At 52.2% G+C, this 18,254-nt stretch carries 10 protein-coding genes; 4 read left to right on the top strand and 6 right to left on the bottom strand.

The genetic code is table 11. The annotated features are described in order from the left end of the window. Positions 1-52: 52 nt before the first annotated feature. The 4 genes from JIN87_RS17770 (at position 53) to JIN87_RS17755 (ending at position 5,939) form a co-directional block, all read left to right on the top strand. Entirely contained in the window at positions 53-2,512 is a 2,460-nt protein-coding gene (locus tag JIN87_RS17770) for a glycoside hydrolase family 9 protein (RefSeq protein WP_200356946.1), read from the top strand. A gap of 92 nt (positions 2,513-2,604) precedes the next feature. Continuing rightward, complete coding sequence (gene rbsK / locus JIN87_RS17765) at positions 2,605-3,543, top strand: ribokinase (protein WP_200356945.1); 939 nt, start codon at positions 2,605-2,607, stop codon at positions 3,541-3,543. Next, a complete protein-coding gene (gene deoC, locus JIN87_RS17760) occupies positions 3,540-4,229 on the top strand; it encodes a deoxyribose-phosphate aldolase (RefSeq protein WP_200356944.1) in 690 nt (229 codons plus the stop codon). The genes rbsK and deoC overlap by 4 nt, the downstream gene beginning before the upstream one ends. A 9-nt stretch (positions 4,230-4,238) precedes the next feature. Continuing rightward, the gene (locus tag JIN87_RS17755; protein WP_200356943.1) at positions 4,239-5,939 is read left to right on the top strand and encodes a glycoside hydrolase family 9 protein; all 1,701 of its coding nucleotides are present in this window, start codon (positions 4,239-4,241) and stop codon (positions 5,937-5,939) included. Positions 5,940-6,034: 95 nt separating this feature from the next. Here the strand turns inward: JIN87_RS17755 and JIN87_RS17750 are convergent, their stop codons facing one another. From JIN87_RS17750 to JIN87_RS17725, 6 genes are all read right to left on the bottom strand, one after another. Continuing rightward, positions 6,035-6,211, bottom strand: coding sequence for a hypothetical protein (locus tag JIN87_RS17750; protein ID WP_200356942.1), 177 nt, complete (start codon positions 6,209-6,211; stop codon positions 6,035-6,037). Positions 6,212-6,273: 62 nt separating this feature from the next. Further along, positions 6,274-8,358, bottom strand: a complete 2,085-nt coding sequence (locus JIN87_RS17745) for a Sip1-related alpha-galactosidase (protein ID WP_200356941.1) — start codon at positions 8,356-8,358, stop codon at positions 6,274-6,276. Between the two features lie 177 nt (positions 8,359-8,535). Then, positions 8,536-9,636, bottom strand: a complete 1,101-nt coding sequence (locus tag JIN87_RS17740; RefSeq protein ID WP_200356940.1) for a LacI family DNA-binding transcriptional regulator — start codon at positions 9,634-9,636, stop codon at positions 8,536-8,538. A 287-nt stretch (positions 9,637-9,923) separates the two neighbouring features. Further along, positions 9,924-13,742 carry a TonB-dependent receptor plug domain-containing protein gene (locus tag JIN87_RS17735; protein ID WP_200356939.1) on the bottom strand — a complete coding sequence of 1,273 codons (3,819 nt, stop codon included), beginning with the start codon at positions 13,740-13,742 and terminating at the stop codon, positions 9,924-9,926. Between the two features lie 138 nt (positions 13,743-13,880). Beyond that, positions 13,881-16,706 (bottom strand): sugar-binding domain-containing protein, encoded by a 2,826-nt coding sequence (locus tag JIN87_RS17730; RefSeq protein ID WP_200356938.1) that lies wholly within the window; start codon positions 16,704-16,706, stop codon positions 13,881-13,883. Between the two features lie 121 nt (positions 16,707-16,827). Continuing rightward, a complete protein-coding gene (locus JIN87_RS17725) occupies positions 16,828-18,213 on the bottom strand; it encodes an MFS transporter (protein ID WP_200356937.1) in 1,386 nt (461 codons plus the stop codon). Positions 18,214-18,254: the final 41 nt, after the last annotated feature.

Raw genomic sequence — 18,254 nt, 5'->3', positions numbered from 1 at the left:
TCGGTTTGCAGCATTTCGTCCCAGACATACATTCACCCCAGAGATCCTAAAAATGAAGTTTCCCTCTCTTAAGTCCTCTCGCTTTTTGTGCTCAGCCCTGTTTCCAATTCTCCTCGCGAGCACAGTGCTGGGAGCGACTCCGCCACCTTCAAAGCCCAAGCTCGTTTCGATCAATCCAGTATCCAAGCACACCCTCTCGCTCACCATCCAACAAGGTGAACTCGAGCCGCATCGGCTCGTCCCCTATCTGGCGGAAGAAAGCGATGAAATCGTGGCTTACGATTCCCATTATCAGATCGAAGCAAAGCATGGGATAACCTTTCGCAGAGAGGTCATCCGCAATGGCGAGTTCCTAGGTTTTCTCAGTGGCGATAGCCAAGAGACAATTCTGCTACCTGACGCCTATAGCGGCGCTCCGCTCGATATCGAAAAATCCGATACAGTAAAATCGTACACCCTATTCTCCGATCAGGATTCCAGCTACGCTCAAGCGAGCCACCCAATCCGGGTTTCCCGAAAAACCAAACCGAAGGGCTTTTCCCGTCGCCAGGGAACAACCCCATCCGAGCACAGGATCTTCCTTAGCTTCGCAAAGCCACTGCAAACAGGCGCCTCCTATAAACTCGATCTTTCCGAGCTAAACCTGGATCAAGACACTGCCTACTATCGCTACCAGCCTCGCTTTCAACGTAGTGAAGCGATCCACGTCAATCAGGCTGGATTCGCCCCAGAGGATCCGCTTAAACGTGCCTATGTCTCGCTTTGGACCGGACAAGCAGGCAACTACAAGTACGATGAAGAGCTTAGCTATCACATCGTAGATAAAGTTCGCGGCGTCCGAGCCTACTCCGGAAAAGCCAAGCTTCATTGGGCTGCGGATCGCCCTGAGCTGATGAACCGCACCGCCAACCTCGTCGGAGCCGACGTCTACCGTCTCGACTTTTCGGAACTGAAGCAACCTGGCCTCTATCATGTATACGTGGATGGCGTCGGTTGTAGCTATCCCTTTGAGATTCGAGTCGATGCATGGAAACGAGTCGCCCAAACCAGTTTCAGAGGCATCTTTCATCAGCGAAGTGGATTTGAGTTCGAGCCTCCCTACACGGATTTTTGGCGACCAAGAGCGCACCATCCTGACGACGGCGTGAAGATCTACCAATCGAAAGCCACTCTGCTCGACACAAGCATGGGGCCTGAACTGTCGCTCGCCCCTAATTCCTTCATCGCCCTGATTGAAGGGGCTACTGACGAAATCGTCCCCAACGCATGGGGAGGACTCATGGACGGCGGCGACTGGGACCGACGAGCCCAGCATCTGGTGATCCCCCGACTATTCCTGGAACTGTATCAACTTTCCCCTGACTACTTCGATTCCTTTACCTACAACATTCCCGAATCAGAAAACGACCTTCCCGACATCGTAGATGAAGCGCTCTGGGTAATTGATTTCCACCTACGCTACCAATGGGAAAACGGAGCGATTAGCGGTGGGGTTGAATCAGCGGAGCACCCTGCCCCCGGTGACCTAAGTTGGAACGAAATAATCCCAACCTACGCCTATTGGCCCGACTACTGGTCCACCCATCAGTTTGTCGCCGCCGCATCCCTCGCTTCCAGAGTCCTCGGTCCCCAATACCCAGAGCTCGGCGACAAATACAAAAAGGCCGCTGTCAAAGGAATGAAATGGGCAGAGCAAGAGTACGCCAAGGAAGTCGCTTCCGGGCGAGCTGCGAAACGAGTGCAAGAGATCAGAGATATCAGAAATCTCGCCGCCATCGAGTTGTATCACATAACCGGTGACAAACGTTGGCACTCGGTCTTCGAGGAAGATAGTATTCTAACAAACGGCAACGACCCGTTCCAAGAGGTAGCGCAACGCGACGCCCTATTCTCTTACCTCGCTCTTCCCAAGGGGCTTGGCAAAGACGATTGGAAAGAGCTCTCCCGTAAAGTCATCCTCTCCGACGGCGACAATGCGGTTGAGTACTCGCAAAACAACGCGTTCTCACTCGTCGCCCCTTCCCGCGAATCTCCGATATTCATCGGCTTCTACTCCGGACATATTCACGGCCAATTCCTCGCCAGAGCCCACGCTCTCAGCGGAGACGAAAAGTACCTTCGAGCTCTCCACGCAGGCGCCCAGTTCGGCCTCGGAGCGAATCCCGATAACGTCGTCTTCATGTCTGGAATCGGCGCCAACGGACTCGACTGGATTCTCTACGAGGACGCTCTCAAGACAGGCCGCAAAGCGCCGGAAGGAATCGTCCCCTACGGTCCGCTCGACACTGGAGCTCCGGAAGTCACTCCCGGTTCCTTTTGGGTAAACGGTCAGGATGGCTTCGGCGTGACTGGCGATCGTACTAAGATTGAGCCGGAATTCTTCGACTGGCCGGTCGCCGAGAGCCACCTCGATATGTGGAACCATTTCATGCAAACCGAACCGACTCCCTGGCAAAGTATGGCTCCGAGCACCTACAGCTGGGCCTACATGGCCTCACAGAGCGGATTCTAGCCGTTCAACGTTGAGAAACGCCCAATTGCGAGCCGCTCGTCTTTGGCCCCTAATTTAGGGATTCTCGATCACTTCCAATACTAAGTTCCTCAATGAAAAAGACCTGCGTCATAGGCAGCCTAAACGTCGACCTCTTCGTCACCGCGGACCACTTTCCCCGACCGGGTGAAAACGTGAACGCTGACGATATGAAGATCTTCACGGGCGGCGGGAAAGGCGCAAACCAAGCCTTTTCGCTCGGACGCCTCGGAGCCCCTGTCTCCATGGTTGGAAAGCTGGGCAAGGAATTCTACGGCCCCAAGTACCTGCAAGTCCTCAAGGACACCAACGTCGATTGCGAATTGATCGGCATGGAAGAAGGCTTTCCGGGCGTCGGCATTGTCGCTGTGGACCGTACCGGCGAAAACAGCATCTACGTCTATCCTGGAGCGAATGGTCTCGTCGCCCCTAGTTTTCTCGAAGAGAATTGGTCGAAGATCGAGGACCACGATCTCTTTCTCTTCCAGCTGGAAATCCCGATTGAGAGCAACCTCTACGCGATGAAGCGATTGAAGGAGAGCGGAAAAACCATAATCCTCGATCCTGCCCCCGCCCAGGAAATCCCAGACGAGATGCTGCAGTGTTGCGACATTGCCACCCCGAACCGAACCGAGCTGGAAAACCTAACCAACACTCGGATCGAAAAAAACGAAGACGTTGAAACCTCAGCCAGGATCCTACTCTCCCGTGGAGTCAAAACAGTCGTCACCAAGGCAGGTCCCGTCGGAGCGTTCATCACCACTGCTGGAGGTACGGAGCACCTGCCGGGATTCAAAGTAGATACCGTCGATACGACCGCTGCTGGCGACTCGTTCAACGCCGGACTCGCCTACGCCCTTGGCCGTGGTGACGCCCTCAAAGATGCAGTCGTTTTCGGAAACGCGACCGCAGCGATTTCCACCACAGCGCTCGGGGCGCAGAACGCCATGCCCACTCTCGAACAAGTCAACGCCCTCATCCAGGAATCCACCCCCATCGTATCCACTTTATGAAACACTCGATCAACCGATATCTCGACCACGCGGTCCTGAAACCGGAAATGAGCAATAACGAAGCCGCCGAAGCCATCGAGCTCGGCGTGAAGTACGCCGTCCGCACAGTCTGCGTCCGCCCTTCCGATATAGAGCTCGCAAAAGAACTTTGCTCTGGAAGCGAAACCGAAGTCTGCACCGTGCTCTCCTTTCCCCACGGAATCTGCACCACAGAAAGCAAAGTCGCAGAAGCGAAAGACTTCATTGCCAAAAGCGTTCACGAAGTCGACATGGTCGCAAACTACGGACGTATCCGCTCTGGCGATTGGGAGTACGTCAAAGCAGATATCGCCGCCGTTGCGGAAACGCTCAAACCGGCGGGCATTCCGCTCAAAGTCATTTTCGAAACCTCGACTCTGAGCCTCGAGCAAATCACTCGTGCAACCGAGATCTGCGTAGAAGCGGGAGCAGACTTCGTAAAGACTTCCACGGGCTTCAACGGAGAAGGAGCCACTGAAGACGGAGTCAAAGCGATGCTCGCGGCTGCTAACGGCAAAATCAAAGTCAAACCCTCTGGTGGAATCCGCGACGCTGAACGAGCTCAGCTATTCGTCGATATGGGAGTTCACCGGCTGGGAGTAGGCTACTCCTCGACCCCAGCAATCTGTGACGGAACCATCGCCGCGACTACCCCAGGAACTTACTGACAACTTTCCATGAACGCCAAAGGTTTACTGTACTCACAAATTGGTTACGATCTCGGCGGTCCCAAGCAGGCCTTCTTCCGAGCCCCAGATCGGAAGGATCTCCCCCCCTGCCCTCTTTTCGCTATCAACGGTCAGGACTTCGAGGCCTCCTACTGGGGCGAGATCTGGAGACACCACTGGTGGGTTCTCGACTTCACAACCTTCGGCGAAGGTGATTATACGATATCAATCGAAGACTCATCTGGGAGAACATGGGAGAGCTCTTTGATCGAGATCCGTGAGCGTAAGCTCTGGGACACATGCCTTGAAACGATGGGGCTCACTCAGTTCGAAGAACGATCTCTTCGGGCTCGCAACCAAGTGGGCTGGAAAGATTGCGGCGCGACCCTGCGCGAACTCTGTTCCCATGCCATCGCCATCATCGGACTTTGCGAACTCTACGAGATCGGCTTCGAAAACATGACTCCGGAGCAAAACAAACGCCTCGCGAAACAGATCATTCAAGGCTGCGAATACGTGGCACGTTGCCAAGATCGAGCCGAAGCAATTGGTCTGCCCAAGGGTTCATTCGTGCACGAAATAAACACTCACCCGTTTATCGTGCAGACCGATATCGCCCAAGCGATCGTGGCCCTCTCCTACGCCTCTCGACTGCTAGTCGACTATTACCCAGAAGAGAGCAAGGAGTACCTTCGCAGAGCGCGAAGAGGATATGGCTTCGTTGAAAAGGAGTTCAAACCGACCGGTCCCGTTGGTTTCTCCCATATAAATCACGGAGCTCCTGAAGGCTTTGAGCCGCCATCCGACTGGATGACGCGTGAACTTATGATGCAGCTTTGGGCTTGCTTGGAACTCTGGCACTCTGGAGCAGAAGAGAAGTACATGCGCGAAGGTCAACGCCTCGCCAACCGGATCGTCTCCCGCCAGATTGCAAAAGGCGAAGCGGATGAAGAAGGCGGATTCTGGGGACACTTTCGTACCTTCGACGACAGCCCCTTCACCGAAAAGGCGAACATCCATCACCACATCGGCCATGACACAGGCGGCGTTTTTCCGAACTATGTACTGCCATTGCTACGAGCGGCCAATCGCTGGGGACACTTGCCTGAATCTAAAACGTGGATACAGGCGGTCCATGACTTCGCCGTGGGCTACCTCAAACCCGCCTGCGAAAGCAACCCTTTCAAAATCTTGCCCGTCGGCTATTTTCGCGGCGAAGGTCTCTTAACCTTCTGCGGTCCCTGGCATGGCATCAACGCTACCTACGCCTGGAACGCCCTACTCGCCTCTCACCTCGAACGAGAAACCGGTGACGAAGCATTCCGTGATATTTCAGTAGCGAACCTGCAGTGGATTGCTGGCCTGAATGTGGGGCTCACCAGCGATATGTTCGAGAGTTCATTCAGATTCGAAGCAGATATTCCGCCCGGCGAAGCACACCCATACAGTCACATCGACAGTATCGGAACCAATCACGTAAAAGCCTGGAGTCGTATCAAGGGTTCCGTCTGCAACGGCATTTCAGTAAACCCTCAGTTTACTCAGGACATCCCTTCCACGAAGGAAAACGATCACCCAGCCCAATACACCGACGAGGACTGGATCCCTCACGGAGCCGCGTGGATTGGCGCCCTCGCTCACGTTTACGAAACCCGCTTTTTCCGGGACGGGAAACGAAACGAACCCGCTTACGTAAAGCAGGATCAGTAAAGAAAAGTATAGGCACGTTCCCATTGAATGTGAAAGGTAGGGCGGCCTCGCCGCAGGCCGCCTGCGGAGACTCGATCCTGCATTGCGCATTGGCGTCAACTTATCTGAAAAACGTCTCCAAAACGTTCTTCTTCTTCTTCTTCTTCTGCTTCTCCTTCTTCATCTTCCCCTAAAAATACAGACTCCAAGCCTGTAGCACCGCTCTCCGAACGAGAAGCAGAAGCGGATGAAGAAGAAGATGAAGAGCCTTCGAGCGCTTGAGTTGACGCCAAGGTGCATTGCGGCTGACTGGGCCAGTCAGCCCTAACTCGCGCGACTGACCATATGAAAAAGGCTAGAACATCAAATCTAGGTCCAGCTCTCCCTCACCTTTCACTTCCACGGTCAGGAGCCCGCTGTCTGCGTTCCAATTAAACGTCTGCGACTCGCCGGATACCTTGACACTCTTCGGCTTACTCCCGGTATAAGCGGCAAATGCTCCACCGTCCTTGAGAGCAACCCGAAGCAGTCCTTCCGTTATCCAATCCAGATCAGTAATCGCAGCGGCGGGCGTGTATTTATCGATCAAGCCGATTGCCGCCACTCCATTGCGAACGGGAGACATCGTCACAATCTCACTCTTCATGGGATCCAAGGAAATCGAAAGCGACTCGCTTTTCCGGACAAGCCCCATCAGCCCTTTCGCGTGGGCGTAAAAAGCATGAACGTCACCACTTAGTTGATACACATCAGCGATCGATACCGAATCGCCCACTGAACTGTGCAACACATCCTCTTCGCTTTCATCATCCGAATGGCAATTGAAGAGCGCGACCGTTCCGATTCCAGAACTAGAGTTACTAACCTTAAGCAAGGTCTCGCTGGTACGCGGATCAACAAACAAACTTGCAGAACTTGGCTGTGCTGGATCCGCAAAGCGGAGGGCACGCCCACCGGATAGAGCAAGTTTTTGAATGATCTCGAAATCATGAGCATCCGCCTTGTCGCTCACGTAAACTGGGCTACCACTGATCGCACGTGCCATAGCGTGAAACTCTGCGTGCTTGTGAGTGGTTTGAAACATATCCCAATCTCCCCAGACAAAGGCGCTGGACCAGAGATTATTGTAAGCATTGTGCACGATGTGATCCGCTTGGCGAGATGCAGGCTTCTTTGGATAGAAATCGTCTGAGTTCCTCCAAATTCCGGAGGCGCTGAGATGGAAGGCTACGTCGTTTGTATTCGACATGCAGTTGATCAGGTTCCCCTCAAAGTGGGTCTGAGAAGCTCCTTGCAATGCTTGCTGGTAAGCCTTCATCGAAGCCACATTGCCAACCTTTCCTTCGGTGAAAAACTCAAGCATCGCCTGGTTATCCACCTTTACCATATCAATGCCTTCATCGGCCAGATAGTCATAGAATTCCTGATACCAACGGTGAATATCGTCAGGGTGTACAAAGCCTCTTGCTTTCGGACCGAACTGTTCGCCCCACTCCTCAAAATACGGAGATGGCGACTGAGCTTCTACAACTTTGAAACGCTCGGAAACACCGCCTTCGGATACAACTCCATGCCAGTAGCCTTGAAGAGCATGCCAAACGCCAACGAGTCCCACTCCATATTTCTCCTTCGCCATACGAACCGTGGCTGACAATCCATCAGGAAACTTCTCCTTATCGGTGTCGAACTCTCGAAAACGGAATCCCTTGAGCTGCTGCCAGCCATCATCGATCATCAAAAAGCCCAGTTCAGCTCCGCCTTCGGCGAATGCCTTCAAACCGCTTTCGACCTTTTCGGCGGTAACCTCTTTGTAAAAGGCATCCCAAGTACACCAGCCAAATAAGTCGGCGAACTCGGGCAACCGCTTTTCATTACGCAAACGAAAGCTAGGAATCTCCTCAGAAATAAGCTCCGCAGCGTACCGAACAAGTTGATACGGGTCATCTCCTTGGGCAACAAGCAGAGTCGATCGCGAGTCAGAAGTCGGGGAATCAAAGCGAACAATTTGCTCTAGAGTCTCTCCGTTTCTACGCAAAAACGATCGTCTATCCTGGTTGGATAGCGGAATCATCACTCCGTAGCTTTCATCATCTCTCCGCCAGAGGAGAAACTGGATTTCACCCGTGTCACGCTCCTGCCCTTCCTGGAACTCGAGGAAGTTGTGATTCGGGTCGGCCGGGATCACATCAAGGCTATCGCCCATGTACGGGTGATACCAAAACGGGTGTGGCCGGCGCAGAGCGATAACTCCATTCAACCCTGGCAAGCTCAGCTCTCCAACGACCTTCCTTATCGACTCCGAGCTCCCCGATTCTACGAAAAACGCGACCTCCAGTCTCGGCTCTTCGCAAAAGCGAAGATCAAGCCCTTCAAGGCCTCCTAATAACTGCGACGCCTTTTCGTTCTGTTCGGTCAAATTCATCTCCAGCGAATTCTCCATTCGTATTTTTCCTCCTGATACTTCCAAGTCACCTTTCGCGACGAGTTCCGAAAAACCTCCACACGCAAAAAGCGAAAAACTGGCGAGCACACATTTACATGCCTTAATTCGATTCATGACTATCTCAACCGATTCACGCCGAATCGGTAATTTCCGTTTTTAGTTAAAGTCTGATAACTAGCCCGCTTTGGCTATTTGCGCGGAGCAGCTGACATCCACCCACTCCCCTTCGATATGGACAGAACGGTGGACCTGCGGGATACCGAACTCGCCACGCCGAATCTGCCCCATCACCAAGTCAACCGCGGCTTCACCGATTGACGTATGGCGTTGGTCGATACCACCATCGACTATCTGATCCGGCTGCCAGTCGAGAGAGAACAAGGGGACTTCCTCATCATCGTCGAAATGTTCGTCCATCAAGGTACGCAGACCTCGCGGATCCAAGGTCAAGCAACAGTCGGGCTTGTTGTCCTTAAACAGCTTTTTGATCCCAGGCAGGTGATGTTCACCGATTCCAAGTTCATCCTCTCCCACATGATAGATAGGGATTCGATTTTCCGGTTCCAATTGCATCATACCCGTCGTCACTCCGCCCGCGAAGGCCCAGGCAAGCGGTTCATCAACGCCACGCTGAATGATAATGGCAGGTCGCTTGTATCCAGATTCCAACATCATCTGCAAAGAGATACGCCCCGCTTCAAGAAAATCACCGATCGCCACGTGGAATGGAAGCTCTGGGAAACGTAATCCCGACACGGAACAGGCAAAGTCTCGACCAATCTCTAGATATTCGATCGGAAGAGCCGGGTTGATCGTCGCGATGAAAACAACCCCCTGAATGCCTCTCGCCTTGAAAATCCCTTTCAGCCGTTTCGCCGACAGAGGCTCGTCACCAAGATTGAAAACCGACATATTGAGGCCGTGTTTTTTGGCATGGTTCAACGCCCCCTCATACTGCATACGAGCAGCGTGCCCTTCCTTTAGCCCTTCTCTCGAGCAATTGATCACGATCGCGATATTTGGCACGTCGACCTGCCCCAAGTTACCACGAACGATCGCCATCTGCTTGGCCAAATTCGAGTCGGGAACCCAGCCGAGCTCAGCTGCAACCTTGGCCACCTTGCGCCTTAAATCCGTGGAAATGCTAGGGTCATTTCGAAGAGCATAAGAGACGGCGGAGCGACTACATCCAACCCGCTCAGAAATCTGGCGTAAGGTAACTCGACTCATGTTGATGATGAACTGTTGAAGATTGAGGTGTTCTCGAGCTCTCAAGGGGTAAATTGGGAACAGAGCTCGGACTGTTTTAAACGCTTATCCAACAATAAGAACGTTTACTCAACGGAAAGCAACTCAACGTTCAGTATCCCTATCTATAAGGATTAACCGACGTCCCCCACGAATTGGAGCGTGACCCTCGCTCGCACCGACAGGCGCTCGCAGACGGGCAGCATTGAAAGAAAGAGACTCCCAACCCCATGCTTCCGGGCACAAAAAAGTCGCCAAGCGAGGACCATCAGAAATCCTCGACATGGCGACAGTTAGCTACCGCTAGCTAAATATTAGAATTCGAAGGTGTTACTTACCGTCCACGTCATTCCATCCTGGATACGTTGGGCGCCAATTTCACCATTCACACTGACGGATATCGGGATCAGCTCTGGATCGCGACCTACGTTGCGCAAGTTCAACTGAACCTTCCAGTCTACCTTGTCAGAGAGCTTTCGCTCGTAGCCGGCCCAGAGGTCGACATTGGTTTCGGAAGGACCGTAGTAGACCTTGTTCACATCGATCTTCGTATTGTCCGAAGTCAGACCGTATCCGAGGATGGTTTCATCCGCCCAACGAAGAGATCCACCAACATTCACGCCCTTGAAGCCTCCATCTCTGAAACGGTAGTTCGTGATGAACGACGCTCGGTAAGGACGGATTTCAGGAAGCTGCTGACCAATTGACTCTTCGAGGAAGGCCAAAGCAGAGAGGATATTCTCCTCGTAGAACTGCGTGATGGAACGCTCACCTGACCACCAAATGCGGAGGTCACCCTGCGGACCTTGATAGCGTGCGTACTGACTCGCAATGAAGTCTACCATCTGCTGACCGAGGCCAGTATTGGACGCATCTGTCTTGGAAGCATTGAGCTGCATCGTCCAGCTCTCGCTCGGCTGGAAGTTGACTTCGAGCTCGTAGCCTTCAGAGAGCGTATTGATCGCACCTGTTGGAGTCAGGCCATTGATCTTGCTATCGCTCTGAGAAGTAAGGCCAGTTGCATAGGAGTTTGGTGGGAACACACTGGAAAGAGCCGCAGCCAAACCTTCCGCATCGTTCGCGTTGAAGTACTGCTGAACGAGACCAACGTCGATCGGTATTTCATACGCATCGAAGAAGTCCTGATCCGCATTGGCGATCATGTCGGCAATCGCTGCTTGCTGAGCAATGGTTGACGGGTGGTTACGATATTCATCTGAGAATGGATCAATATTGTAATCGATGTTAACTGGATCATCACGATTCGCCCAGTTCCAGTACCAGCGTTGAGTCGTATCCAAACCATTGTAGCCATACCAGTCGATAAGCGCCGATGCCATCCCCCAGGCTTCAAGCTGGTTGATGTAGTATTGCTCGGAACCAAGAGCGGAACCTCCAGAGAGCGTACCGTTAGTGACCGCCACCTCGTACTTAGCAAGCTTGACCGTCAAACGATCATCCAAAGCCGAGAATGTGAAACCGTAGTCTTTACTGTCAGCAGCCGGATTGTTGATCGGCACACCGTCGTAGTTGTAGCGAGCGGACACCTTGGTGTTTTGACCTTCGTAGTAGAAGGCGCTCAATCCGTCGAGGAAAGGAACATTTTCCATCCACTCCGATGGGATGTGGCCAACAACACCCCATGACTCCGTATCGCCTTTTACGCGACCGAAACCAGGCGTTGTAGTGAGTACGGCCATACGATCGTTAACACCAGTCGGATCGTCGGTTCCCTGACCGTCCAGATTGATGAGCGTATCTTCGCGCCAACCGTAGGTCGGAACAATATTGCCATCGAGGAAATAACCTTGCCAAGTGAAGCCAATGGACTCGACCTCCTCACGAAGGTGGGAATAGCCCACATAAAGGTCATCCTTATTTGTCGCTGCGTTAAGAACGTTGTCCGTACCGTTAACGCGTCCAACATAGTTATAGAACATACCTGACTGGGTTTCGCCTTCTGCCTCGCCCAAAACCGTATTTACCTCTTCCGCAGGATTAATGTATCCAGGGATATTTGGATCGAGCGGGTGGGGCCAGGTTGCATCGAAGTAGTCGATCGTAGTCGCACCGCTTGGATTTAGAATACCGCTAACTCCTGGTAGGTTAAGACCTGACGCGCTGTTTCTTCCAATCAAAGAATCGGAAAGGTAGAACACCGGATAGAAGTTACGCGTATTCTCATGAAGCGCCTTTAAGCCAGTCGGTCCACCACGCTGATCAGCCCAATCATAGCTCGTGGCAACGTTGCGATAGTCCGATTGGGTCGTATCCACTGTGTCGTCAGAATAGAGACCAGTGAAAACATGCTTACCAAGGAAACGTGCGATTTTCGAATCCGAATCGAAGAAGTCCTCTCCTCGAATCTCGCCCACGACCGTGGCACGAAGCGATTCGCGTCCAATTTCGTTGTCGTAGTTGTTCGAGTTACCTCCGTAAACGAATGCCGCTCCTGCGTACTCATTGTAGTAAGGACGCTCCGCAGTAGGAGTGAACCCACGGATAAAGCCGGTCGACAGGTCTGTCACAAACTCCAAGTTTTCATCCCTTGCCGCCTCATCGAGATCAGGGTTAGGGATCTTGGTGTATTCGGTGATACGATTGAACCCGTTCGTATTCGTATCAATCGCGATGTACGGATTAGTCATCACGTATCCGGATGTTCCGTACGCGTAATCCTGACGATCATACACGGCTTGGACATTCAAACGATCTTCGAAAAGCGACTGAGAGAACGAGAAGTTCAATGCGTTCCACTTGTTGTACTCACGCTTGTTGTCGCCATCGATCAGAGTATTGTAGAAGTCAAAGATAGTCGGATCAGAGAGAGTCTTATCACGATAGTAACCTTGCTTCGCCAACGGGAATTGAGCCGGGTCAATCTCGTTCATGCTGATCGCATACCGATTGTAGCTGGCTGACCGCTTTGGAGAGACGAACGGATGTCCCGTGATGTCATTGATTACAACTCCATCAGTATTGATTCCACCTGGGTAATCGCGGGGAGCAACACGGCTGTAGAGGTGTGGATCCATCGATCCAGGAGCGAAGAACGCGACGACACCGCCATTGTTCACGCCACCGCCGTCGACTGCACTAAACGCGGGTATCTGCTTTTCGTTGTGAATCTGACCGGTGAGAGAACGGTCCGTACGACCAAAATGGTCACTTCCCAAAACACTTGAGTCGTAGACTTGGCCGCCCATTCCTCTCAAGTTATTGGTACCATCGCCAGCCTCATCCTCAAACCACAAGGAGATAGCGTCGATAGGCGGCAAATTGCGCGGGTTGTTCGACTCAATGTCACCGTTTTCGTAGTTGAGCTTGAACTGAGAACGGCCTCCGAGGGCCTCACTCAACGCCTTTGGCTCGTAGGTTACAGTTCCATACAAACGACGATCCTCGCGGAACGCAGAGTCTTGACGGAACTTCTTGTCGTTATTCAAGCCAGCGAAACGAACCGCGAGCTGATCTTCAATCAGCACCTTATTCGTATCGAAGCTGAAACGGATGCTGCCGTACTTATCGAAGCCGACGTGTACCTCGTTATCCGCCCCACTCATGTGAGCCGCGATAGTCTGGTTATTGATGATACCAGCAGGACTTCCCAATCCAAAAAGGATAGAGTTCGGACCACGCGAAATGTCCACACGATCAACATTATAGTCGTCCCATGGAATGTTCGTCAGGAAGAAGTTCCGGGTGTTATCAGCCGCTTCCAGGCCACGAACACGTGTATTCGCGTTTGGCTGTACAAGGGCAGCAGACTCGCTGATGTCTTGGCGATTGCCCATACCACCGAAGTTGCCTTGTTGCCCACCAACTTCAGTGCTTGTGGTGTATACAAGCAAATCCGTGTTATCGTGCGAACCAGTGTCCTCTAGAAACTGTTCGGTGATGACACTGATTGGTGAAGCGATGTCCTTGATGTCGGTGCGGATACGGCTACCAGCAAGGGTAGAAGTAGCTCTGTATCCAGTATCGTCACTACCGGATACTTCAAAGGGCGAAAGCTCGAAGATCTCGTCCTCGTCGTCATTATTGTCGGTCTGTGCAGACACAAAGGCAGGCAATACAGCAAGGCCTACCGCAAACGCAGGGATTCGACGGAATCCGCTAAGTTCATTTAGCATTTAGGGTATTGGTTTGGGTTAGTCTGATTCGTGGGTAGGATCGGTTGTCCCAATTTTCAGAAGATACCCGCTACCTTACCATTTCGATGAAACCTGTCACATTTTCCGAACTTTACGTTGAGAAGACAGGAGCTCTACTCAGGGCGTCGTCACCAGATTCCACAAAGCATCCCACGACAAACTGGCCTTAGGCTCAAACTCACCGGAAGTCATGTATCCAAACAAAGACTTCAAAAACTGTTGCTCAACTGGACGCCCGTCCAGATCACCTGACAGATCAAAACTGGTCACTAACAACTTGCCTGTTCCCACCTTCACTTCGAACGCGATCGCTAACATTTCGGGCTCGAACCAATCGGGCACAACTTGAACGATTGGATCAACATCTGCCGGTAAGCGTTCTAGCTGCATGGCCGCTGCGCTACGGATGATATCTGACCACTGCCAATTGCTGTGAAACTCAGTCGGAAACTCCGCGAGCGCTGGGTGGTCCGGATCACAGAGGATTCCCAGAGTGTGGGGAGCTTGTCGCTCTGTCCATGCGGTGTTCCAGTAGATCGGCGAAAACCCAAGATCAACTTCCGTAGCAACATCCCTTGGATCGAGGCTCAAAAGAACACTCCCCCCACTTTTCAAGAAGGACTGCACCTCAGGATTCAGGCTATTCGATACAAGAATATCCTTAGGCTCTGTATCCACATTGCTTGGATAGACCCACAGGTCCCAATCATTACCGACCCGAGCATCTCTCAGCTGAACGTCTAGGATATACTTCATTGGTGCAGGCAAGTCGTTCAGCTCCATCTCGAAACCACCGACCTGATGTACGCCACCTCTTCGATAGTCACTGGCTTCAAAACTACCTTCTCTAAAAACACGCCCAGACTGATCTTGCAGAGTCCAAGTCACTATCTCTCCAAGCAAGTCACTTTCCCCGAAGTGATAGAGATCAACCCTTCCTCGCAATGTCTCAGAATCGGTGTAGGTTCGAGAAGGCAAGCGAGCTAGTGGCACAGTCGGTCCACAAAACCGGCTGTACTCCTCTGCCGTTACATAGCCCTTGGGATCCCAAAACGGATCGAGCACGCCAACAGGAGCCGTCCCCTGCCCCGGAAAGTCATGCAAATCGAGTAGCTGAAATCCTCCCAGATTAGGAGTTCTCAGAGACGCTTCGATATCCTCCTTGTAACAAAGGACCTGCAACTTCCCCGAAGCTTGCAGAAACGCTTCCGCTTGATTGAGCAGTCCTTTGTTCCTCAACAAATCCTGAAAAACTTCAAAGTTCTTCGCCTTCAAGAGACCATCGTACTTTTCTATCTCATCAAAATTTGGATACACACACCATTGCCCTGTCTCATGAGCAACGAGCGGGTGATCAGTCTCGGCTTCCACTCCATCGCTGAAATCCCAAAGTGTATCGGGCTTCTTCGAATTGATCCGACTCCCTAAGCCCGACCCCCAATTGTGATCACGCACATCATCCCCCGTTACATGGTAGTGGCTTTCCAGGTTTTTAGGCCAGCCTGCACCTCCAGTGAACAATCGTCGCGTATCCATCGCCCGAAAATGACTAATCCACGATTTCAGAAAATCGCCTCCACGTCCCGGACCGGAAGGTTCATTTCCATACCCCAGCATGATAAACGACGGGTGATTACCATAGGCTTCCAAAATGCGTTCCGCCTCATCATAGAGCCAGCGATCCACAGGATTTCCATCGCCAATTGTAGCGCCTTGGTTCGCCCATGCTCCGCACTCCACTTGCAGATAAAAGCCAAGTTCGTCAGCTGCTTCAAACGCCGCTTTGGGAGGGCACCAAGAATGGAAACGCATGTGGTTCAAACCATGCTCCTTGCAGATGCGAATGATTCGTTTCCATTCCTCTACATCAGTCGAAGGATACCCCGTTTTCGGAAAGATCGCGCACTCGAGAGTCCCACGAAGCGACACCTGATTACCGTTAACAAGTATCCGATTTCCCTCTACCCGAATCTCTCTCAGTCCAATACGCGCGGATCGCTCGCTTTTCCCCTGCGAGGTGCGGTAGACGGTTCTCACAGTGTACAGCTCTGGATTGAACTCATCCCAGAGTGCCACCTCTTCGGGAAGCGCAAGGCTTACAGCAAGTCGATCGACGTGCCCCTTCGTTTCTCGTACTTCACTGGCAAGTACACTGCCACTCCCGACGAGCTCCACATACAACTCTCCTTTTTCATCTTCGAAGCCTATCGACTTCAGATCCACAACGACTTCAAGTTCGTTCTCGGAAAGGTCCGGATAGGCCTGCAGGTCTTCTATCCAAATCGGAGATTCCGCCCAGACCTCGATACCCCCGATTACTCCATTCCAGTTAGTCTGAGTATGATCACTCACGCTATGCGCATTGATCCCCACCTCGTAGAGTATCCGATTGTCGACCCGCAAAGTCAGCGTATGCTGGCCAGGTACGACTAACCGACTCAAATCGTATTCATGAGCCACTGACAAACTCTCCCTCTCTCCCACGTACGCGTCATTAAGCCAGAGCTGAGTTCCCCAATGCGCTCGCTCGAGAGAAAGCACCACTCGCTTCCCCGCCCACGACTCAGGGATCACCACTGTCTTTTGGTACCAAGCCGCGCCCATGTAGGTTCGATCTGGTTGCAGCCAAAATGGGATCTTAAAATTCTCGTCGCTCTTGTACGGATCGTACTTCGACTTCTCCCATTCATCGTAACGGATCCCACCTACCCACTCAGTCGCCATGCTTGGCTTATCGCCATAGCCTTGGGACTGCAATGAGCCGGGAAGCATCAAGGAAGCGCCTCCTGGGAGTGCCCCAGCAAACCATTCTTCGGCAACGCCGACATCCTTTCGATCCAGCGCAACGCTCCAGTTTCCCGACAGATCGATTCGATCCACCGCATTCAAAAGACCACAGTTCGCTATCACAATTAGTACAAGGTAACGTCTTATCGCACTCATGGGGAAACGAATCCTAACGAGATCATCTCATCCTTTCAATGCAGGATAAGATGTAAGTTGATGGACAATATGATTTCGAGGGCGAGCATGACTCACCCTCCATTTTCTTCAGTACGCTCGCCTAGCTCGCACTTGGTTCCGGCTCAGCATCCCCGGCCGCAACACGACGTTCGTTGAGCTCTTCCTCGATCTGCTTGTTGTCTCTTTCCTTCAACGGATAGAAGAAGATAACCAGGCCACTCAAAATTGTTAGAATACCTGGATACACTGCAAAGCTCAGCATGATACCTAGTTTCGCAGTCTCCGTCTGGTCCTGATTCGCCACGAACCCGTACTGGGTGAGAATCAGACCAAGCAAACCACTGCCAATCGCAAGTGAGATCTTAATGGCAAAGGTTGAAGCCGAAAACACGAGTGCCGTCGCTCTACGTCCGTGCTTCCATTCGCCCCAGTCCGCAGCATCAGCGTAGAAGGACCAGACGATCGCTGGAGTCGGACCCATCAGTAGGGATGCCAACATATTCAATCCAAGAATGAGCCAGTACTGGCTTGGATCCGCGACCCAGAAAGCCAAGGTGGCAATCCCGCTCAGTATCGGGAGCGCGATCATCAACGTTCGACGCGGAATGACCTTGATGATGAACGCAGCAGACATGGAACCTACGATAAACATCGCCATCCCGCTAGACATGAAGAAGGTCGCCTTCGCTTCGTCCCCAACAATGTAAGTGAAGTAGTACATACCTGAAGCGCCGCGCATACCAGAACCAGTCAGGTTGAGCAGCGAAACGAAAACCATAACCAACCAGGGCTTGTTTAGAATCAACATGCCCAGGTCTTCCTTCAGAGACGAGTTTTGACTCTTCGGCGGATTCACTCGCTCCTTACAGAACCAGAAGGTCACAAAGAACATCAAAACCGAGCAAGTAGCAAAGAGCATCATGGTTCGGCGGAAGCCATCAGCAGGGTCATCGCCTCCAAGCGCTTCCTTTAGCGGCAAAACAAATAGACTGATCAGGAACCCACCTCCAAAGGCGAAAACGAAACGGTAGGACGATAGCACTGTCCGTTCCGCAGGGTTCGGAGTCATAACCCCCATCATCGCCGAATACGGGATATTGATAATAGTAAAAATCAGCCAAGTCAGGCTGTAGGTGATGTAGGCGTATATCAGTTTTCCGGAATCGCTAAGGTCTGGATTCGCAAACATCGCGTATCCGAGAATTCCGTACGGAATCGCCCCCCAAAGAATATACGGACGAAACTTACCCCAGCGTGACTCCGTCCGATCAGCGACGACGCCCATCAAAGGGTCGGTCACCGCATCGAACACGCGTGTCGCCGTCATCATTATTCCGACCGCTCCGGCAGCTAAGCCGAAGACATCGGTATAGTAGTAAAACAGAAACATGTTGAAGAACTGGAAGTAGAAGTTCGAAGCCGTGTCTCCGAGACCGTAGGCTACTTTTTCTCCAACCGAGAGTTTTCCGTCTTTGAGTTTACTCATGTTCTTTTCTGAAATGCGTTTTGGGGAACAATTTTTTAAAA

This window comes from Pelagicoccus mobilis (genome assembly GCF_016595505.1).
GTDB lineage: Bacteria > Verrucomicrobiota > Verrucomicrobiia > Opitutales > Opitutaceae > Pelagicoccus > Pelagicoccus mobilis.
This window is presented reverse-complemented; position numbering and strand designations above follow the sequence as displayed.